The sequence below is a fragment of the Mucilaginibacter corticis genome (assembly GCF_007558865.1).
Taxonomy (GTDB): Bacteria; Bacteroidota; Bacteroidia; order Sphingobacteriales; family Sphingobacteriaceae; genus Mucilaginibacter; species Mucilaginibacter corticis.
Genome location: NZ_VLPK01000001.1, coordinates 1,569,418 through 1,589,066, shown reverse-complemented (window position 1 = coordinate 1,589,066; position 19,649 = coordinate 1,569,418). Strand labels below are relative to the sequence as shown.

General features: G+C 42.1%; 27 protein-coding genes. 17 read left to right on the top strand and 10 right to left on the bottom strand.

The genetic code is table 11. From position 1 onward, the window contains the following. Positions 1–4: 4 nt before the first annotated feature. On the top strand, positions 5–730 hold the full coding sequence (rnc, locus tag FO440_RS06900; RefSeq protein WP_144247471.1) for a ribonuclease III: 726 nt from the start codon (positions 5–7) through the stop codon (positions 728–730). 12 nt (positions 731–742) lie between these two features. On the opposite strand, the gene FO440_RS06895 is transcribed toward rnc, so the two are convergent. After that, positions 743–1,483, bottom strand: coding sequence for a hypothetical protein (locus FO440_RS06895; RefSeq protein WP_144247470.1), 741 nt, complete (start codon positions 1,481–1,483; stop codon positions 743–745). A 195-nt stretch (positions 1,484–1,678) separates the two neighbouring features. Between FO440_RS06895 and FO440_RS06890 the strand changes: the two genes are divergently transcribed. The 9 genes from FO440_RS06890 to FO440_RS06850 all read left to right on the top strand — a co-directional run bounded on the left by FO440_RS06890 (position 1,679) and on the right by FO440_RS06850 (position 8,296). Continuing rightward, a complete protein-coding gene (locus FO440_RS06890; RefSeq protein ID WP_144248222.1) occupies positions 1,679–2,545 on the top strand; it encodes a YicC/YloC family endoribonuclease in 867 nt (288 codons plus the stop codon). 80 nt (positions 2,546–2,625) lie between these two features. Next, positions 2,626–3,195: a guanylate kinase gene (gmk, locus tag FO440_RS06885; protein ID WP_144247469.1), complete on the top strand. Its 570-nt coding sequence runs from the start codon at positions 2,626–2,628 to the stop codon at positions 3,193–3,195. Between the two features lie 28 nt (positions 3,196–3,223). Continuing rightward, the gene (locus FO440_RS06880) at positions 3,224–3,595 is read left to right on the top strand and encodes a four helix bundle protein (RefSeq protein WP_144247468.1); all 372 of its coding nucleotides are present in this window, start codon (positions 3,224–3,226) and stop codon (positions 3,593–3,595) included. A gap of 44 nt (positions 3,596–3,639) precedes the next feature. Next, complete coding sequence (gene nadD / locus FO440_RS06875) at positions 3,640–4,212, top strand: nicotinate (nicotinamide) nucleotide adenylyltransferase (protein ID WP_144247467.1); 573 nt, start codon at positions 3,640–3,642, stop codon at positions 4,210–4,212. Between the two features lie 133 nt (positions 4,213–4,345). Further along, the gene (miaE, locus tag FO440_RS06870) at positions 4,346–4,945 is read left to right on the top strand and encodes a tRNA-(ms[2]io[6]A)-hydroxylase (RefSeq protein ID WP_222103936.1); all 600 of its coding nucleotides are present in this window, start codon (positions 4,346–4,348) and stop codon (positions 4,943–4,945) included. A 69-nt stretch (positions 4,946–5,014) separates the two neighbouring features. Next, a complete protein-coding gene (locus tag FO440_RS06865) occupies positions 5,015–6,166 on the top strand; it encodes a sensor histidine kinase (RefSeq protein WP_144247466.1) in 1,152 nt (383 codons plus the stop codon). 2 nt (positions 6,167–6,168) lie between these two features. Further along, positions 6,169–6,870, top strand: coding sequence for a LytR/AlgR family response regulator transcription factor (locus FO440_RS06860; RefSeq protein WP_144247465.1), 702 nt, complete (start codon positions 6,169–6,171; stop codon positions 6,868–6,870). Between the two features lie 115 nt (positions 6,871–6,985). Further along, positions 6,986–7,735, top strand: coding sequence for an intradiol ring-cleavage dioxygenase (locus tag FO440_RS06855; RefSeq protein WP_144247464.1), 750 nt, complete (start codon positions 6,986–6,988; stop codon positions 7,733–7,735). A 12-nt stretch (positions 7,736–7,747) separates the two neighbouring features. Further along, the gene (locus FO440_RS06850) at positions 7,748–8,296 is read left to right on the top strand and encodes a hypothetical protein (protein WP_144247463.1); all 549 of its coding nucleotides are present in this window, start codon (positions 7,748–7,750) and stop codon (positions 8,294–8,296) included. 79 nt (positions 8,297–8,375) lie between these two features. Here the strand turns inward: FO440_RS06850 and FO440_RS06845 are convergent, their stop codons facing one another. Further along, positions 8,376–9,986: an FAD-dependent oxidoreductase gene (locus FO440_RS06845; protein ID WP_186292587.1), complete on the bottom strand. Its 1,611-nt coding sequence runs from the start codon at positions 9,984–9,986 to the stop codon at positions 8,376–8,378. Further along, positions 9,987–10,700 (bottom strand): SAM-dependent methyltransferase, encoded by a 714-nt coding sequence (locus FO440_RS06840; protein WP_144247461.1) that lies wholly within the window; start codon positions 10,698–10,700, stop codon positions 9,987–9,989. A gap of 56 nt (positions 10,701–10,756) precedes the next feature. Here FO440_RS06840 and FO440_RS06835 point away from each other — a divergent pair, with 56 nt between their 5' ends. The 3 genes from FO440_RS06835 to FO440_RS06825 are packed head-to-tail and all read left to right on the top strand — an operon-like array spanning position 10,757 to position 12,148. Beyond that, positions 10,757–11,473: a hypothetical protein gene (locus tag FO440_RS06835; RefSeq protein ID WP_144247460.1), complete on the top strand. Its 717-nt coding sequence runs from the start codon at positions 10,757–10,759 to the stop codon at positions 11,471–11,473. A gap of 1 nt (position 11,474) precedes the next feature. Further along, positions 11,475–11,906 (top strand): PH domain-containing protein, encoded by a 432-nt coding sequence (locus FO440_RS06830; protein WP_186292586.1) that lies wholly within the window; start codon positions 11,475–11,477, stop codon positions 11,904–11,906. Between the two features lie 53 nt (positions 11,907–11,959). Next, positions 11,960–12,148: a cold-shock protein gene (locus FO440_RS06825; RefSeq protein ID WP_144247458.1), complete on the top strand. Its 189-nt coding sequence runs from the start codon at positions 11,960–11,962 to the stop codon at positions 12,146–12,148. A 263-nt stretch (positions 12,149–12,411) separates the two neighbouring features. Here the strand turns inward: FO440_RS06825 and FO440_RS06820 are convergent, their stop codons facing one another. Both FO440_RS06820 and FO440_RS06815 read right to left on the bottom strand, forming a co-directional pair. Further along, the gene (locus tag FO440_RS06820; RefSeq protein WP_144247457.1) at positions 12,412–12,801 is read right to left on the bottom strand and encodes a helix-turn-helix domain-containing protein; all 390 of its coding nucleotides are present in this window, start codon (positions 12,799–12,801) and stop codon (positions 12,412–12,414) included. Positions 12,802–12,855: 54 nt separating this feature from the next. After that, the gene (locus FO440_RS06815) at positions 12,856–13,041 is read right to left on the bottom strand and encodes a type II toxin-antitoxin system HicA family toxin (RefSeq protein WP_144247456.1); all 186 of its coding nucleotides are present in this window, start codon (positions 13,039–13,041) and stop codon (positions 12,856–12,858) included. 122 nt (positions 13,042–13,163) lie between these two features. On the opposite strand from FO440_RS06815, the gene FO440_RS06810 reads away from it, so the two are divergent. Both FO440_RS06810 and FO440_RS06805 read left to right on the top strand, forming a co-directional pair. After that, the gene (locus tag FO440_RS06810; protein WP_144247455.1) at positions 13,164–13,343 is read left to right on the top strand and encodes a hypothetical protein; all 180 of its coding nucleotides are present in this window, start codon (positions 13,164–13,166) and stop codon (positions 13,341–13,343) included. A gap of 80 nt (positions 13,344–13,423) precedes the next feature. Beyond that, on the top strand, positions 13,424–14,053 hold the full coding sequence (locus FO440_RS06805; RefSeq protein ID WP_144247454.1) for a hypothetical protein: 630 nt from the start codon (positions 13,424–13,426) through the stop codon (positions 14,051–14,053). Positions 14,054–14,065: 12 nt separating this feature from the next. Here the strand turns inward: FO440_RS06805 and FO440_RS06800 are convergent, their stop codons facing one another. The 5 genes from FO440_RS06800 to FO440_RS06780 all read right to left on the bottom strand — a co-directional run bounded on the left by FO440_RS06800 (position 14,066) and on the right by FO440_RS06780 (position 17,164). Beyond that, positions 14,066–14,425: a hypothetical protein gene (locus FO440_RS06800; protein ID WP_144247453.1), complete on the bottom strand. Its 360-nt coding sequence runs from the start codon at positions 14,423–14,425 to the stop codon at positions 14,066–14,068. A gap of 223 nt (positions 14,426–14,648) precedes the next feature. Beyond that, on the bottom strand, positions 14,649–15,380 hold the full coding sequence (locus FO440_RS06795; protein WP_144247452.1) for a GNAT family N-acetyltransferase: 732 nt from the start codon (positions 15,378–15,380) through the stop codon (positions 14,649–14,651). A 38-nt stretch (positions 15,381–15,418) separates the two neighbouring features. Then, positions 15,419–16,150: a ferritin-like domain-containing protein gene (locus FO440_RS06790; RefSeq protein ID WP_144247451.1), complete on the bottom strand. Its 732-nt coding sequence runs from the start codon at positions 16,148–16,150 to the stop codon at positions 15,419–15,421. Between the two features lie 70 nt (positions 16,151–16,220). Further along, complete coding sequence (locus FO440_RS06785; protein WP_144247450.1) at positions 16,221–16,523, bottom strand: winged helix-turn-helix domain-containing protein; 303 nt, start codon at positions 16,521–16,523, stop codon at positions 16,221–16,223. After that, the gene (locus FO440_RS06780) at positions 16,520–17,164 is read right to left on the bottom strand and encodes a hypothetical protein (protein ID WP_144247449.1); all 645 of its coding nucleotides are present in this window, start codon (positions 17,162–17,164) and stop codon (positions 16,520–16,522) included. Before FO440_RS06780 ends, FO440_RS06785 begins: the two co-directional genes overlap by 4 nt. A 597-nt stretch (positions 17,165–17,761) precedes the next feature. Between FO440_RS06780 and FO440_RS06775 the strand changes: the two genes are divergently transcribed. Further along, positions 17,762–18,952: an anhydro-N-acetylmuramic acid kinase gene (locus FO440_RS06775; RefSeq protein ID WP_144247448.1), complete on the top strand. Its 1,191-nt coding sequence runs from the start codon at positions 17,762–17,764 to the stop codon at positions 18,950–18,952. Positions 18,953–19,035: 83 nt separating this feature from the next. Next, positions 19,036–19,473: a cytochrome B gene (locus FO440_RS06770; RefSeq protein ID WP_144247447.1), complete on the top strand. Its 438-nt coding sequence runs from the start codon at positions 19,036–19,038 to the stop codon at positions 19,471–19,473. Positions 19,474–19,649 lie beyond the last annotated feature (176 nt).

Genomic DNA, 19,649 nt, shown 5'->3' with positions numbered 1-19,649 from the left:
GTGGATGCCTGTAAACCGGTTATATAAGCTATACCTTTCTCCACACAGAAAATACGTTAAAATTTTAAAGAATTTGCTCGGCTTCGTGCCGGGCAATTTGTCGTTATACCGGTTGGCATTTCGCCATAAGTCTGTAGCTACCAGCGTAAAAAAGGGTGTAAAAAACAGCAACGAGCGCCTTGAGTTTTTAGGCGATGCCGTATTAGGCAGCGTTGTGGCCGAAGTGCTGTTTAAACTTTATCCCTATGAGGACGAAGGTTTTTTAACCGAGCTGCGCTCAAAAATAGTTAGCCGTAACAATCTTAACCAGCTTGCCCGCAAATTAGGCTTTGAGCAACTGATAGAGTATGATAGCCGTGCCCTTGGCCCAACCAGGCAGGGGTCATTACTTGGCGATGCTTTTGAAGCATTGATTGGTGCCATATACCTGGATAAAGGCTATGATTTTACACGGCATTTTTTGGTGAATCACATCATCAAGGCGCACATTGATATCCATACGCTTGAACAAACCGAAACCAACTTTAAAAGCAAACTGATCGAGTGGTGTCAGCGCCATAGCAAGGATATCTCTTTTGACCTGATTGTTAACGGCGATGGCGAAAACTCAAAACTATTTACCGTACAAGCCAGTGTTGACGGGCAAATAATGGGATTAGGTAAAGAGTTCAGTAAAAAGAATGCTGAAAAATTAGCTGCCGAAAAAGCTTGCGAAGCGTTGGGGATATAAATTAGTCCGTAACTAATATAACTTTTCTACTTTCAGGCTTTCCTTATTTTTCACAAAATAGGCGTATGATCTTTTGATATAGTCTATGATATCATAATCGCTCCAAACCCTTATATCTTCAATATTGGGCGTGAACGACAGCATAAAACTATCCAGGTCTTCGTCAGGCATTTTTGTAATCTGTTTTACCAGGGGTTTATTATAGCGTTTGTTAATTTCTATCCGCTCTAATTCTTGCTGGGTATATTGCCTGAACTTGCGTGCCTGCGCCGGCGCCTTGCCAAACAGGTCATACAAACCTGATATGGGCGAGGTCAACACCGATCCCACACTGGGGTTTAATGAATAGAACTGTCCTTTTTTCTTGTAGTCGTTCAAGGCGTCATTGATCTCCTGCTTTTTGCTGACATCTTTTATCGTAACCTGGTTTAGCTGGATAACAGGCTGCATATATACTGACTGGCTTACATAGGTTTGCACCACGATATATTGCGGAGAATAATCAGATTTTTTAAACAACAGGGTATCGCCCAACGCGACTTCTATGTGGAAACTACCCAACTCATCGGTTTGCACATCGGGCATTTTATGATTTAAATTGGTTATAGTTACAAAAGAGATGGTAGTGGGTGTGTTCTTTTTAAACACGACACCTTTAACTACATCAAGCTTCTGCGCATAGGCACTGCATGCAAAACAAAGGCAAAAAACTGCTATTAAGCTTAACCGGTTATATATTGGCACTGTATTCAATATACAAACTTAAACATTGTATTTGAGTAGAAATGTAAAAAAGTGTTAATTCTTAGTCAGTGGTTAGAGGTTAGTGATTAGAGATTAGTTGCCATACCATGTTAAAAATCAACTTATCACCAATCACTAACCTCTAATCTCCAATAACTAATCTCCAATCTCCAAAAAAAACTATCTTTGCGCATGATAAAATCCATGACAGGATATGGAATTGCCAGTTTCGACTCGGGTAACACAAAATACACCGTCGAGATCAAATCCCTGAACAGCAAATTTCTTGAACTATCTTTACGTCTACCCAAGATATTTTCTGAAAAAGAGTTTCAGTTGCGTAACGACTGCAGCAAGCAAATTGAGCGCGGAAAGGTAAACCTATCAATCAATGTTGAGCAGGCAAACTCGGCCACTGTAAAAGCTGCGGGTATTGATACCGAACTGCTGAAAAACTACTACTCGCAATTAAAAGCCGTTAGCGAGGAGTTAAATGAGCCTGCAACTAACCTGCTTCAATTAGCCCTTGGCCTACCCGAGGTTGTGAAGTATGATGAAGAAACGGTATCAGAAGATGAATGGAAAATAGTTGAAAAAACTTTTAACCAGGCAATGGCAGCTTTCCAACAATTCAGGAGCGACGAAGGCAATACGCTTGAGCAAGACATTAAATTTCGTATAGATATTATCCTTAAAAACTTAAAGTTAGTTGAGATAGAAGAACCAAAGCGTGTACCTGTGATACGTGAGAGACTGAACCAGTTTTTAAGCGAAGCCGCAGGTCGCGAAGGTATAGACCAGAATCGTTTTGAGCAGGAATTGATCTATTATATAGACAAACTGGATATCACCGAAGAAAAGATCCGCCTTAAAACCCATTGTGATTATTTTATCGAAACATTAAAAAATGCCGATGCCAACGGGAAAAAATTGGGCTTTATCTCGCAAGAGATCGGCCGCGAGATCAACACCCTGGGATCAAAAGCCAATGATGCCAACATCCAGAAACTGGTGGTAGGCATGAAAGAGGAACTTGAAAAAATAAAGGAACAACTACTAAATGTATTATAAGACATTAGTTCACTGGTTCATTAGTTCATTGGTTGGATTATTGAATATTATACAAATGAACTAATTACACAAATGAACTAATGAGCACAAACGGAAAACTCGTTATATTTTCTGCACCATCAGGAGCCGGTAAAACTACCATCGTTAAGCACCTGCTTACTAAATTTCCTGATCTTGAGTTTTCTATATCAGCCACTACAAGGGCGCCGCGCGGCGACGAAGAAAACGATAAAGCCTATCATTTTATATCAAAAGAAGAATTTTTACACCTGATAGCCAAGAAGCAATTTGTTGAGTTTGAAGAGGTTTATTCGGGTACTTTTTACGGCACCCTGCGCACGGAGATAGAGCGCATCTGGAAGAAGGGCAAAACCGTAATATTTGATATTGATGTTGAAGGCGGCCTGCACCTTAAGCGCAAGTACGACGGACAGGCTTTAGCGATATTTGTACAACCGCCATCATTAGCGGTATTAAAGGAGCGTCTGGTTGGCCGCGGCACAGATAGCGAAGAAAAACTACAGGAACGCTTTGCCAAAGCCGAAAAAGAACTGAATTACGCGCCCCGATTTGATATTATCCTAAAAAATCACGATCTTCAGACGGCATGCGAAGAAGCTGAGCAATTGGTAAGAGATTTCATTTCGTAGTTGGCAGTTATTAGTTTGCAGTTGGCATATGGGTACTTATAAAGACTTAGTGTTATATAAGAAAAGTTTTACCCTTGCCATGGAAATATATAGCGTCACTAAACAATTTCCAAAAGAGGAAACGTATTCTCTTACTGATCAAATCAGAAGATCGTCGCGTTCAACTAATATTTGTACCATTGAGGCTTACCGAAAAAGAAGATATCCAAATCATTTTATAAGTAAGCTTACAGATGCCGACATGGAAAACAGTGAAACCCAGGGCTGGCTTGAGTTTTCAAAAGAATGTGGTTATATTTCAGATGAGATTTATAACCGTTTACACAGTTTGTCAGACGAAGTAGGCAAACTAATACAATACATGATTAATAATCCCGGAAAGTTTGGAGCCGGAGAGTAATAAAATAATTAATGTCAGTTGCCAACTGAAAACTGCAAACTACGATGAAGATAGGACTACTCTTCGGTTCCTTTAATCCTATACATATCGGGCATTTAATCATTGCCAACTATCTTGCCAACCACACAACTTTAGATAAGGTTTGGCTGGTTGTCTCCCCTCAAAACCCATTAAAAAAATATGGCGACCTGATCAATACTTACGACAGGCTTGAAATGGCCCGCCTGGCTACTGACAACGCCCAAAACATACAGGTGAGCGATGTTGAATTACGCTTGCCGCAGCCATCTTATACCATTGATACGCTTACCCATTTAAAAGAAATGTACCCTGAGCATGAGTTTGCCCTTATTATGGGGTCTGACAACCTGGTAAGCCTGCCCAAATGGAAAAACTACAAGCTGATACTGCGCGATTACCGCATTTATGTTTACCCGCGCCCCGGCTATGAAAATGCCGAGCTGGCTTCGCATCCATCGGTTACCATTACCATGACACCGCAAATGGAACTATCGGCAACCTTTATCCGCAAATCAATAGCAGAGAAAAAAAACGTACAATATTTTGTGCCAGACCCGGTTCTAAAATTTATTGAGAGTAAAAGTTTGTATAAATAAAGGTAAAGGTAAAAGGCGAAAGGTAAAAGGTCTTGCAATGGGAGGCTTATCATTTACCTTAATTTAAAATTTTCACCTTTTGCCTTTCGCCTTTTACCTTTTACCTTTATCACTCAACCGTTATCTTTGCACCGTGAGCGAAAAAACTATCCTTAAATTACAGCTGCCTACCGACCCTACCTGGGTTAAAAACGTGGTGGAAAGCAATATTGAAGAGCTTTTAATTGATCATGCCTATTGCGAGCAAAAGGCAGCCAGTAACGCCATTACGCTTATTGTGCAAAATCCTAACCTGAGCGACCTGGTACAGCAGATGACGGATCTGGTGCAGGAAGAAATGGAACATTTTAAACGTGTTCACGAAATTATTTTACAGCGTGGATATGTGCTGGGGCGCGAGCGAAAAGACGATTATGTAAATGAACTGCGCAAGTTCATCATCATAGGCGGGGGACGAGAGGCTCAATTAATCGACCGCCTGCTATTTTCTGCCATGATTGAGGCGCGCAGCTGCGAACGCTTTAAAGTATTGTCTGAAAACATCAACGATAAACAGCTATCTGAATTTTATCATGAGCTGATGATAAGCGAGGCCACACACTATGCTATGTTCATCAACCTGGCTAAAAAGTATGCCGTTACCATTGATGTGGATAAACGCTGGAAGGATTTCCTGGCCTACGAGGCGCAAGTGGTAAAAAACTACGGCAAAGCCGAAACCATTCACGGCTGATTACTCCATACATTTAGGCAAACTACCGATACAATTGCCTGTTTTAAAATAAAATAGGTTGATTTGTATATGCGTAGCTTTAAAACCTTCTCGCTGATTATACATTTAGCCGGCTGGCTGTTGTTTATGGCTTTCCCGCTTTTGTTTATAAACGGCGGGGCTGATAACAGCGATCCGTTGCTTATCCTGCAAAAGCCATCCTATTGGTTATTTTGCTTTACCTATATTATTCTATTCTACGTTAATGCATACCTGTTTATACCGCGTCTTTTTTTAAAAAAGCGCTACCTTGATTACAGCATAGTTGCATTTGCTTTATTAACCTGTGTATATTTTCTGGAACCGTTCGACAGGTTGCTGCACAATGCAGAAAGGCCCGCAAACATGACCATGCAGCACGCAGGCCCGCCTCCGCCATCTTTCAGGCAACCGCCACCCGGAAATAACAAAATGCCGCCACCACCGCCTAACGGGCAATTTATGCCGCCACACGGCGGGAACAACAATTTTAACGGCCCTGATCAAAGGCGCCATGTGGATACCACCAGCCTGTTTATTTTTTTAATGATCATGGCTTTAAGTGCCGCTACCAAAACAGTACAGCAATGGCAGCTTACAGAGCAGCGAGCCGCACAGGCCGAAGCAGACAGGGCCAGCGCCGAGCTATCATTTTTAAAAGCGCAGATCAATCCGCATTTTTTGTTCAATACCTTAAATAACATATACACGCTGGCCATTACCGGCAACGAGAACACGGCCGACAGTATCATGAAGCTGTCGAACATTATGCGGTATGTTACCGACGATGTAACGGCCGATTATGTCCCGCTGCAAAGCGAGATAGACTGCATTAGCGATTATATTGGACTGCAACGCTTACGCACCGGCAAAAACGCTGAAATTGAGTATCTGGTAACAGGCGATCCGGGGCGTAAAAAGATCTCGCCATTGATCATGATGACCTTTATTGAAAATGTGTTTAAGCACGGCATAAGCAAGAATAAGCCCTTTCTTATCAGCATACACATTACCGTGCATGACAACCGTGTCAACTTTTTTTGTCAAAACCAGGTTTTCACATCACAGTCTGAAAATAACCGTCATGGCATCGGCATAAAAAACACCAAACAGCGGCTGGAATACCTGTATCCCGACAGGCATGTTTTAAGTATCAGTAATGATGGCGATCTGTATACCGTTATGCTAACTTTAGAAACCTGATCATGCAGTTAAAATGTATTGCCATAGATGATGAGCCACTGGCGCTAACGCTGATACAAACTTATGTATCGCGGGTGCCTGCTTTAAACCTGGTACAAACTTTTGAGGATGCCGTATCGGGTGTTGAGTTTTTACGCCGCAACCCTGTGGATCTGCTGTTTGTTGATATTAACATGCCTGACATTACCGGCATTGAACTGGTGCGATCACTTGAGCAAAAACCGATGGTTATATTTATAACTGCTTACAAGAATTTTGCTTTTGAGGGCTTTGAGTTGGAAGCGATGGATTACCTGCTAAAGCCTGTAGATTTTTCGCGTTTCTCAAAAGCGGTTGATAAATCTATTGACTACTATCAATATAAACACGGTATAAAAACCACCCCGCCCGGCGAGAGCCTCTATGTGTATTCAGAATACCGCATGGTAAAGATCAGCCTTGCCGATATTGAATATATTGAAAGCATGGAAGATTATATCAAGATCCACCTGCCCGAAGGTAAACCCATACTTACCTTAATGCCTTTAAAAAAGGTGCTGGAAAAATTGCCTGCAGACCAGTTTAAGCGGATCCACCGCAGTTATATTGTAGCGGTTAACAAGATCAGGTCTATCCAAAATCGTAAGGCATATTTAAACAATAATGTACAGTTGCCTATAAGTGATAGCTATGCCGATTTTATAAAAGAGTGGGCAAAGCGATAGCTGATTGTAACGAGTCTTTATTGTTAATCGACACATACAGGCCATTCGCCGACACAAGATAAAATACATTTAAATTACGCTGCACCTTTGGTTTAACAATTTAAAACTAAAGGATATGGAGCGTAAAAATTTTCTAAAGTCGTTTGTAGTAGCAGCTGCTGCAGGACCAATGATTCTGGATGCATGTAAGAAAGATACCGTTACACCATCGTCAACCACCACCGGGACATCAACAACTACGGGTACAACAACTACCACAGGCAACTGCGTAGTAAGCCCTACTGAAGAAGAGGGGCCTTATCCATATGCCGGCGGCGAAAAAAACAACCCGCTGAACCGGATTGATGTAACCGAAGACCAGGCTGGGGTACCGTTAACATTAACCTTATTGGTGGTTAATACCAATGATAATTGTAACGTGGTGCCTAACGTACGGATAGATATTTGGCATTGCAATAACCAGGGATATTACTCCGGCTATGCAAACCAGCCGGGCTTGTTAGGCACACAAAGTTATGTGGGCAAAACATGGTTGAGAGGGTATCAGACAACCGACGCTAATGGGCAACTAAAATTTACAACATTTTACCCGGGATGGTACAGCGGGCGGGCAACCCACATACACTTTGAGGCATTTATCAGCGGTACGCTTAAAAAGATAGGGCAAATGGCTTTTTCTGAAGCAATATCAGACGTGGTACACGTATCAACGCTCTATTCTGCGCATGGCAAAAATTCCACCCGCAACGCATTCGACAGCGTATTCGGCAGTTCTGCTACCGACCTGGCTAATGAAACATTGTCTTTAGCAGGTAGCGTGGCAGACGGTTATGCAGGTACTTATACAATTGGTTTGGCACTTTAAATTATTATCACAATGGGACGCGCACTGATAAAACTGGTTTATAAACAAGTGATAGACGCATCATCGACAAGTACGTTTGAGCGTAATGTTTTCCAGGCTACGTATGATGAGTTTAAGCTAAAATCGCAGACTTATAATATGGAAGGTAAGTTTAAAACCTTTACCGAACTAAAGGCAAACGACGGCAGGGCAAACTCTTTACATTATAAGATCAGCTTTGCTGCCGCTTATTTTATTGAAGAGCTAAATAAGCGCATGCCTGACTTGGTTGATAACCTGGGCGACGCCATAGCGTTTGATGTGGCTAAGTTCGAGCTTATCCAATCAGACCTGACCGACAGGGATGCCCACAAGCTGGCCATTAATTATTGTACCGATACTTTGACGCTATGTGACATTGTTGGCGAGTATATGATACTGGCAAAGGGTGATGTTGCATTAAGCGAAACAGCGGAAACATTTGTGCTAAAGCTGCAGCCTAATCTTTCGATAGTTGAATTTCATATCATAGACCAATCTACGCACAACACTTACGTGCCGATACATACTAATAATAATTAAAATACCCCTAAGAGCAAATCAAAACGGAGTTGTGCGGATATTTTGATTTGGAGCGTCGTGGTTTTACCACGGCGTTTTTTTATGAAACGGCTTTGTTAAGGCCCAGCACATTAACCAGGTAATTGTCCATCATCTCTATATCAACCACATCGTTAATAAAACCAATGTGCAGATCAGGACGGATGATCAGCGCTTTCTTTCGCCCTTCGCTGATCTCGAAGGCTTCAAAAACGGACTCATTCTTTTCAGACGGCGGCAGGTAGAAAAAGTTGAGGCCCGTTGTATAATTCTGTGTGATCCATTTGGCCAATGTAAACAAATCAAACTCCTGTAGTTTACCTAATACAATCAACGTAAAACCGGGCTTGCTGCACCATTCATGCAGGTCGGTTTCTTCCTGTTTCTTTTCATCAAAAACTTTAAGGTATGGTAGGCGGTCGCCGGCTTTAATGTTTTTAGCGTTGCTTAAGTTCAGGTTTATAATGCTGTCGCGATAAGAGATACCGATCTGCGACAACCGCTTAAAAAATGCCGCGCGGAAACCCTCACTTTTCCAGATCAATCGCGATGCGTTCGACATGATCCATTTTCTAAAAAACACCATGAACCAATTGGTTGATATGATGAACCTAAAAAGCCTGTCGGTAGTATCAAGCAGGGTTTTGGCCACAGGCATGCGTTCGGCAGCGTAGCTGTTCAGTACGGTTTCCTTTAACTGCCCATTTACTACTCCTGCCAGTTTCCATGCTAAATTGTAAGCATCCTGCAGGCCGGTGTTCATACCCTGCCCGCCAACCGGCGAGTGGATATGTGCTGCATCGCCCACCAAAAAACATCGCTGTAGCCTAAATTTATCGGCCATACGGTGGTGCAGTTTATACGTAGAGAACCAATTTTCATGAACCACTTTAATATCCATGCCTGTAAGAGTATTTAAATGCGGCAGCATCTCTGCAAGCTGCAGATCCGTCTTTCCTTCGCTTGCCTTTGGGAGATTACCAATTACACGATAGCTATTACGCTCGGGCAACGGAAAAAATGCCGACATACCCGCCTTGCCCCAATATAACTCTAATTGCGTGCCGGTTAACTCTTCGTTATTCAGTTCCAGGTCTGCCAGGAAAAACTCGTTAGCGTAGGTATCACCTGTAAAGGGGATATTTAATTTCTTGCGTACCGTACTGCTTGCGCCATCTGCACCCACAACATAATCGCAGGTCAGGGTTGTTGGTTCTGTTCCTGATCGCAGTTCTACCTCTACTTGTTGCGTGGTTTGTGTTAACGATACCAGTGTTGTATCCCAATAGACAGGGCAACAGTTTACGGTCAGGTAGTCAAGCAGTAAGCGTTCGTTTTTGCTTTGCTGGTACAGGTGTACAAATGGAAAAAGTGTTTGCTGCCTGCCAACGTCTGTTAATGAAAGCAGCGATACTTTTTTACCATCCTGGTTAAGCACCATGGCATTGGCCTGTGTGCCACCCTGCAACGCTCGGTCAACTATACCCATCTGCCGGTAGATCTCCAGCGAACGTGCCTGTACCGCTAATGCTTTCGACTGATCTGTTGGGCCTTGTTTACTGTCAATAATGACCGGCTGTACGCCATGCCTCAATAACTGGGCTGCCATGATTAGTCCCGACGGGCCGGCGCCGATTATTAAAACACTGGTATGTTGCTCAGCAAGTTGCACCTAAATTGAACGCGATAATATAAAAATGGTTGGTTTTTTATGCAGATCGGGCACTTGTGTTTGCCACTCGGCGATGGTTTTGGTCTGCACAAATTCGTCGGCTGCGGTTAAGTTGCAAGCAATACAAAGCTTGGTTTTTGGATGCCCGGTTTTCAGGATCTCTTCCAACAACGGATTATTACGAAAAGGCGTTTCGATAAAGATCTGCGTTTGGTTCAGCCTGTCAGACAATCCCTCCAGCTCCCTGATGCGTTTGGCCCTATCCGCCTTATCAATCGGCAAATAACCCTGGAACGCAAATCCCTGTCCGTTAAAGCCCGATGCCATCAGCGCCAGCAAAATAGAGCTGGGCCCTACCAGCGGCACTACCTTTATACCGCGCTTGTGCGCCTCGGCCACAATATCTGCGCCCGGGTCGGCAATGCCGGGGCAGCCCGCCTCACTCATCAGCCCAACATCTTTGCCAGATTGTAAGCCTGTAAAATAGGGTTTGATACTTGCGCCACGCGCGTGCTTACCATAATCGTGGATCACCAGCTCGCTTTGCGGAGTTTTAAGCCCTGCCTCTTTTAAAAAGCGGCGCGCGGTTTTCTCGTTCTCTACAATATATTCGTTGATGTGGTTTATGGTATCAACCAGGTATGGCGTAAAAGTTTTAGCCGCGGCATCCTCTGCAAGCGGTACGGGGATTAAAAAAAGGGTTCCGTTAGGCATGTTGCAAAATTGCTCATTTTTGTTTAATTTAAGGCTTATGTAAGGGAGATAGATTTATGAAAACACTGGGTATTGACTGGTTTATAGAAGGTTCGATAGATTTTGAATATAAAAAGTACGTTTTATTGGCTTATCTGCAGGAAATAAACCGGCATTTTGATAAGCGCAGGCTATACCCAAACCTGAGCGACCTGGTGTTCCATTACAATAACCTGCTGTATTTTAAGCAAAACAAAACCACGCTGCAAAACGCTTTCCCGCAACGTTTAACCAAGGCCGATATTGCAGCGGTAAAACTTACCTATCAAAAAATTGTAGAGGACGACAGTACCATGCAGGAGATAGAGCAGATCATTGCCTATGCCCTGTACAAAATGGATCCCGCTATACAAACCGGTAAAGAGATCTATGATTTTGTGGAGAGCCGCCTGAATATCGACCCGGTGGGTATTATGCCTTTAGTGCCTTACGACGGCTACTTTTCGTTACGCAACGGTAAGGAAACCACCAATCATTTATATGAATATCATTTCACCATTTTTGAGGACAAGAATGATAAGTACCGGGGCATAAACATCCGGCTGATAGATACTTATGAGCAAAGCCTTACCAATACGCCCGAGGCTATAAAGCTGCACCTGATCAAAAAAAACAAGCATCTGCCCAACCCGGCAGTGTACTATTTGCATACCGACCTTAGCTTCCCGCTTGAGCAAACTTTGCTGCCTGTGGCTAAACGCTGCCTGGTTAAATATATATCAGACGCTGCCTGATATGGTTTACAGATCAAAAATATCGCCGGGCATGTGGGCCCTGGTAAGCGGTTTAATTGTTGGCTTGTGTGTATACTACATCATCAACCAGCTTTGGGTAGCATTAATGGTTAACTTGCTGGTAGTAAGCTTTATTACACATATGATAGCCACCACCCGCTATAGTATAACGGGTAATATACTTAACGTTCACTGTGGTTTTTTCTACAATACAGATATTGATATCCTGTCAATTAAATCTATCGTTGAAACAAACTCCATGCTTAGCGCCCCGGCTTTATCGGGAGACAGGATAGAGATTTTTTACAACAGGTACGACAGTGTGGTGATCTCGCCACCCGATAAAATGGCATTTATCAGCGCCCTGAAAATCATCAATAACGGCATAGAATTTACGCCAAAACATAAAAAAACATCGAAATTACGGGTATAGTGTTGGTTATTAAATATTTTACTACCTTGCAATAACTTTTAAAATCAATTATAATGCAAACAGGAACAGTAAAATTTTTTAATGACTCTAAAGGCTTCGGCTTTATCAAATCTGATAGCGGCGAAGAGATCTTTGTGCACGTATCAGGTCTGATTGACAAAATTCGCGAAAACGACGAAGTTACTTACGAAGCACAACAAGGCAAAAAAGGCCTTAATGCGGTAAATGTAAAATTAGCTTAAAACTATATTTATTAATCGTAACAAAAAAGCCTTCCCGTTCTCGGGAAGGCTTTTTTGCGTTATAGAATTTCCTTCAGATTTGAGACAATTAAACTACGATGTCATTTCGATACGAGCCCGCCTGCCGGTGGGTAGGGAACGAGTGAGAAATCTTCTACGCCATGCATTTTCGCCCCTTGTCCCGTATAAGATTTCTCTTTCACGGCCTCCCGCTGCCCACACGGCTCTATCGAAATGACAACAAACTCATGAGATAGCGGCTATCACACCAATTCCAATTCACTCAACTCTTTGCCAATATTCTTCACTTCAGTTAATATCCTTTGAACCTGTTTAGGAGATGGTTTTTTAACGCCCGTTACATATTGCGATAATAAGCTGTTGTTGATCCCTACCCTGGCACTTAATGCCCGGGCACTGATCACTGGGTAATATTCAAAGAAAGAAGGTAAATCAAATTCGAAGGATATTTTATCCATCGTGGTTAACTTAATTGCGGCTTCCTCAGCGTATAAATTGTAAGCCTCCAAAGCGTTGTTTTTTAATTCGGCTATCGTTTCACCCGTAGTTATAGCGACAATAGTTCCATTCTTTTCGTAGTAAGCATCAAATCCTGTTGATGTTTTTGCTACTGTAAATTTTAAAGTATTCATGTGGTGGTGTACGTAGATTAAAATTTATGTTATTTAAATATTTTAAAGGTGGGGCTATTTGAGCCCCGCCTGTTTTTTAAGCTTGTTTGCTAATCCTGTGCTTATCTCTTTTGAGCCATGGCTCGGATAAATCAGGTTTTCTTTATGGTTGGGATGCCTGAGTATGATATGGCTTCCGCTTTGTCTTACCTCTACCCAACCGGCTTGTTTTATTAATCTTAGTAGTTCTGATGATTTCATTACCTCCTTCGTTTATTGGCATAAAGGTAAATAATATTATACTTTTAAACAAATAAAAAGTAAAATATTTTATACTTTTTATAATATCATATTAGTTGTAGATTTAACCAAATAAACAAACTATGAAAGGATGGATTGAAGTAATAACGCTGAAGGACAATGGTAACCTTCAACAGCGTAGCGTAATCAATATAAACAACATTACTCACATCATAGAAAAGGATCCATCAAGCGACAGGTTGAACCCATGCAATATATTTTTTAATGCGGGGGCTGTTCTTACCAATCCGGTATTGGTGTAACTGATACTTATGAAGGGTTAATGACAAAGATTGATGAGGCAGGGTAAGTCAATTGTTATTAAATGTCTAATTGAGAAAACTTGGAAAACTTACAATTAATGAAGACTATTTGTATGTATGGCGCGCCGTTATGCAGTGCCCTTGCCATTATTTTCGGTTTCGGATGGAATTATTATGGGGAAGCTATAAAAAAGGTGGAATCGACCCATTCAACGCCAAAAACCGATACAGGTAAATCTAAAATTGTAGTTAAAGGTGACTATATACAAGGCGATAAAACTGTAAACCATCATACCAAACCCAAAAAAACTAAAATAAAAATGAGCGAAAATAACGACAAATATGGCCAAAGTGGAATAGTTAACCATGGCAATTTATCAGTTGGGCAGAGCGGCGGTACCGTAAATCAGTATAACTACAGTACCAATGAATTACCTCCACGAACCTTAAATCAAGCGGATAAAGATTATTTGAAATCTATTATCGCGCCTGATTACAAGGTTGGTGTAACGATAATTACGTCAAATAGCCAGGAAACACAAAATTACGGAATGCAATTGCTTGGTTATTTACAATCAAATTTTACAGTTATCGATTCATCATTGATTGGTATGTCAAGCGATAATAAGCAACCAGGCCGAAAGAGATTTTATATCGATATTGACCATTCTCAAAAACTTATAAATGTATTAGTTCAGACGCAGGAGTAGGTTCATACCTTACTACACCCCACTCAGCGCCCTGATTCCTAATCCTTTTTTCTTGTTGATGAAGGCGGCATACTCATTGGCAAAGTTGTGCGTAATTAGGTAACGCTTACAGTCAGACGCGTGGCCAAACTCCTGGTATGGTACTTTGGTAACTGGATGCTTCTTAACGGACTTAAAAATTGTTCCATCACTAGCCTCCTGGGTATACTGGTAATCATAAATAGATTTTTTAAATATTTCGCTGATGCCTATCGATATACCGCTTGCTGATAAGCCGCCATATATCTCATTTATAAAATTACCTGACTGGACAACGCTTGGATTAACCGATTGAATTCGCAAAACCGGACGGTATTCTTTTAAGGCCGACATGATATCGGTAAAATAATTTTCTCCCTTTTCCTTCTTGGTGTCTTCCTTAATCGATGTTCTATCGCCCCCAATGAATAAACCGGAACCTGATCCATTGGATAGCGCTTTTTAAATTCAGCCGCTGCATGCGTAATTCGGTTACGCGGATCTTCTAAAAAGATCTTATCAATCTGTTAGGCATGCTTCCCTTTTAATTGCCATACCCTCCACGGGATATAAGGGTTCACGTTTTCATCACAAGATAACCAGATAGGTAATACCCGCACACCCGCATGCCCGCTTTTAACAAAAGCGCTTTTGATGCCTCATTTTTTACATTGCACCGTGCGGCAGGTATCCTATTTAGCCGGTAGGCCTCCCGTTTAAGTTCCTGCATGATCAGGGCGCCGTATCCTTGCTTTCTGAAGTTTTCTTTTACCTCATAATAGATATCGATATAAGGGAAATTATAGTTCCATACAAAACCACCCGTAGCTACAACTTCCCCGTATTTCTGTATGCTGTAGGCATCCCACTCGTCAGCATTTTTCTCTTTTATAAAATGTGCGCCGTCAATCGCAAAGTCTGTATCAAAAGCAGTTTCAAACAAAATGGCCTCGGCATTAATATTTTTAGCCGACTCGAATGCCATCCCTGCCAACAAAACATCATTGGTTTGGCACTCCACAAAACCGGCTCCCGATGCCTTTACAAATTGCTTGAATAGCTGCCCGGCGTATTTTCTAAAAGGTTGCTCTAAATAGAACTCGCATACCGTATCCCTGTCCTCCCGCTTATCTTTCCCCCACACCGATCCATATCCAATGGCGCGTTCCTCAAATTCAAACAGGTAATTATCAACCCAGCCCGCACCATGGCATTTGTTGTAAATAAACTGAAACTTGGTTTCTGCAAGAAACAAACGCCTGTGCGGTTCTATATCTGTTTCCGTCGCTTTAATAATGTCAAATTCCATGGGGAAAATTTAGTAAGCTTAATCAAAAATACTAAAATTTAAACCCATAGTGCTGCCTCTGAGTGCGTTATCGCTTTTACCGTTTTCACATATTTATACTGCATCTTCTTAAAATACTTTTTAAAAGTCAGGCCGCCTGCTTTAAACAGCTTTTTATGCCCGAACCATACTAGCAACGAAGTGGCGTAAAAGAAATACCTATAAGCAGCGGTACGCCAGCTCTTTGAAAACGCGCTTTTTCCGTCGTAAATTATGGCCAGCCGCTCTGTCTGGAAGATGATATGATAAGCTTCATCAACCAAAATATCGTTACAGATCTGTTTAAGCAATGTACATTGGGTAGCATCTTTAAGCGCCTGGTAAAAGATCTGCGCAGTGCTTTCAACAATGATCACGGCCAGTGTCCAGATCTCCATGCTGGTATTAAAATAGCGGATCTTCCTGAACAGGCTGTCGCCCCAATCTTTTGTTATACGGGGTTTGTTTATCCGGTCGAGATAAGTACCCAGGTTATTGCCATGCTTCTGTTCTTCCTTTATAAACAAACGTATGGCGCCAACATAGGCCGGGTCCCCTACATGATTGGCGTATTTGGTAGCCGCGGCAATTAAATGTTTTCCTTCGGATGTTTCGCCCAATTGCCAGGCTTGTAATGATGACAGGATGGTTGCTATCTCGGCATCGGTAATTTGCGGGGAAAGGTCCCAGTTTACACGTTTTTCCTGGGCGTTTACCCGGAAATGGTTTATCCAATATTGGCTGTTGTTCATGATTAAATAAATTAAAATGATTAATTAAAAGTACTTTGCATTTCAAAGTGTTAAGGTAAAAAAATATAGGTTAACTTTTTGATGATTTTATTAATTGTTCAAGCGCGTCCAGGTGATCTGCAAACGCTTTTTTTCCTTTAGCTGTAGCTTCATAATTTGTGTTGGGTTTACGCCCCAAAAATGATTTATTGACCAAAATATATTCCTCTTTTTCAAGCCCCTTTAAATGCGATGCCAGGTTACCATCGGTAACCCCCAACAGCTCTTTAAGCGAATTAAAATCGTACCGTTGATTAGCCACCAGCACGCTCATAATCTGCAGGCGCAGGCGGTTTTCAAAAGCTTTATCTAATTTATCAAATGGTATTTTCACCTATCGTATTTTAAGTACATCACGCTGCCGTAAATAATGTGCAGTATGCCAAATCCAAAGGCCCAAAAGTACAAACCGTAGCCGGGAAACAGGGCAGCTATCAAACCTAAAATAATTTCACATAAACCCAGTGATTTTATGCCGCTAAAAGTAAAATTACCCGCGGCTACTAACGACAACCCATAAAATATTAATGATACCGGTGCCACTACACCATAATAACCCCGTGCTATAAAAATAATAATGAGCAAGCCGCCCGCAACCAACGGTACTGCCATATGAAATAAAAGTTCCCTGCTGGTTTTATTCCATATTGATTGTCCCTTTCGTTTTGCTTTACGTACAGATAAAATTATTCCTGTAAGCACTGATGCAATTAATACCGCGGCAGCTATTGCTATCAACAAATTATTCGCCGGCGGAGAAACAACGAAATAAGTATCATTTTCGGAGTAATCAAGTACTTTGGTGTAAAAATCAGCACGATCATATCCTAAAAGTACAAAGGCTATCGCCGACCCAATTAAAGCATACACGCCGGCCAGTATGCCCGATAACCCGCTCAGCGAGATAAACTTTGATGAACGCTCCATCAAGCTGCGGATAGACGCTAATTCATCCTGAATTTCAGTTTCTTTCATATAAAAGTACTTTGCACTTCAAAGTAATGAAATAGAAATGAGTTTTGCAAATTGTATTTCGAGATTTTTAAAAATCAGATGTCGATTAAGTGACGAGGTAGCGTCACCATTTACCCGCAGTATTACTTTTATCTTTAAGGTTATTCAACAGTAATGCAGATCTTTTGATCTGCTGTCCATTCGTTTTTTACTCGTTTTAAAATTTAAAACAGACCGTTTCTTTGACATATCTATTTAAGCAACTGATAATAAGATATTTAACCAAAAACCCTACTACAGGCATAAGGCATCATACCCGATAAATGGCAAAAATTACTACCGGCATAAAGCCTTATACCTGGAAAACAGTAAAAATTACTACCGCCAAAATGCCGGATGCCCGAAAAACTGCAAAATTTACTACCGGCAAAAATGCCTAAGCCGGTGTGGTTAAAATTTAGATTTAACGCTTTTTTAATTTGCTCATGGCCGTATAATTTGCTAACTTGAACACGCGGGCCCCCTCCCAACCCTCCCCGAAAGGGAGGGCTTTATCATCCTGTAAATCTCCCCATCCGGGGGATAGAGGGGGCTTGCGCATATCTTAATTAAACACGTATGGCACAACTCAACAAAAATCTGCAGCATTTATTTACCATCGCTCAAAAACCTGCGAGGATAGGTATAGGTTTAATGTCGGGCACGTCGTTAGATGGTTTGGATATAGCCCTGTGTCAATTTACCGGCAGCGGCCTGCAAACCCAATGCGAATTGTTGCAGTTTATGACCATACCTTACCAGGATTTTTTCAAAAGCGAGGTACGGTCGGTTTTTTCGCGCCGGCAGGTTGATCTGGAAAAAGTTTGCCTCCTGAATGATTTTATCGGTAACTACCATGCCGAACTGGTATTGCAGGCCCTTGGCCAATGGGCCATTGATACCGCTGATGTGGATTTTATAGCCAGCCACGGCCAAACCATATACCACGCTCCCAAACGCCTGCACAGGCAGGAGGGATATCCCAATGCGTCGCTGCAGATCGGAGATGGCGACCACATCGCCGTTAAAACGGGGATCCTGACCATTAGCGATTTCCGCCAGAAACAGATGGCAGCAGGCGGCGAAGGCGCCCCGCTGGCATTATATGGCGATGTGCTGCTGGGCAGCAAAGCCGGCGAAGACAGGATACTGATAAACATAGGCGGGATCTCAAACCTTACCTACTTACCTGTCAACGGCGATATGAGTAAGGTACTTTGTTCTGACATTGGCCCGGGTAATACACTGATTGATGTATTTAGCCGTAACTACTTTAACAAGGCTTTTGATGAGGATTCGGCTATTGCTTTTTCGGGAGAGGTAAATGAAGGCTTGTTGAACTCCTTACTTAAACACCCCTTCTTTGGCGAGAAACCGCCCAAAACCACCGGTCCCGAATTGTTTAATGAAGAGTATGTCCGTAAAGCCCAGGAACGCTCGGGAACCAGCCATATTGACCCGAAAGATATTATAGCCACTCTAAGCGCGTTCACCGCAAAAGCCATAGCCGACTTTACCCGCGCCTATTTACCCAAAGGCGCCAAAATGTTTGTAAGCGGCGGCGGGGCTAAAAACCCTTTCGTGATGCAATACCTCGAAAAAAGGCTATACCGCACCACCATTGCAGATACCGCCGCCTTAGGCATTAACCCCGACGCTAAAGAAGCCATATTGTTTGCCTTACTCGGCAATGAAGCCCTGGCCGGCGAGCCATTGGTTGTCGGTGATAATCCATCGGTGCTGATGGGTAAGTTTAGCTTTGCAGAATAGCATATTTACCGTAAGAAATAAAGTCTCCCCTTGGGGGAGATTTAGAGGGGTGTTCGTATATTCGTGCAAAAAATCTCATCAAAATGAACGCATATAGTTTTGTACAGCACCTGCACTCGGGGTTCAGGTATATTGTAATGGTATTGTTTATTTATACCATTTTAATGGCTCTGCTGGGCTGGCTGGGTAACAGGCCCTACACCAACGGTAACCGTTTAAGCAATCTGTTTGCCATGATATCTGCCCATACGCAATTACTGATAGGTATTGTGTTGTATTTTTTAAGTCCGCTGGTAGCATTTAACAGCACTACCATGAAAGACCCGGTAACGCGCTACTTTACGGTTGAGCATTGGGTAATGATGATCGTAGCGATTGCCCTGATCACTGTTGGCCACAGCAAGTCTAAAAAGCTGGTATTGCCAGAAGCCAAGCACAAAACAATTGCCCTGTTTTATGGCATTGCACTGCTTATAATTATTGGCGCTTTGGCTGCCGGCAAAATTTCTATCTTAAAATAAGTTGAAAAAAAGTTAATAAAAAATTTGGTAATTCAATTTTCTTTATAAATTTGTGCCCACGATGATCAAAAAGGTATATACAAGCTGGTGGCACTATTTAATTATAGCAGCCGGCTAACGCTTTGATCATAGGATACTAACCAATTGTAAACCTAATACAAAAACCCGGCGACCCT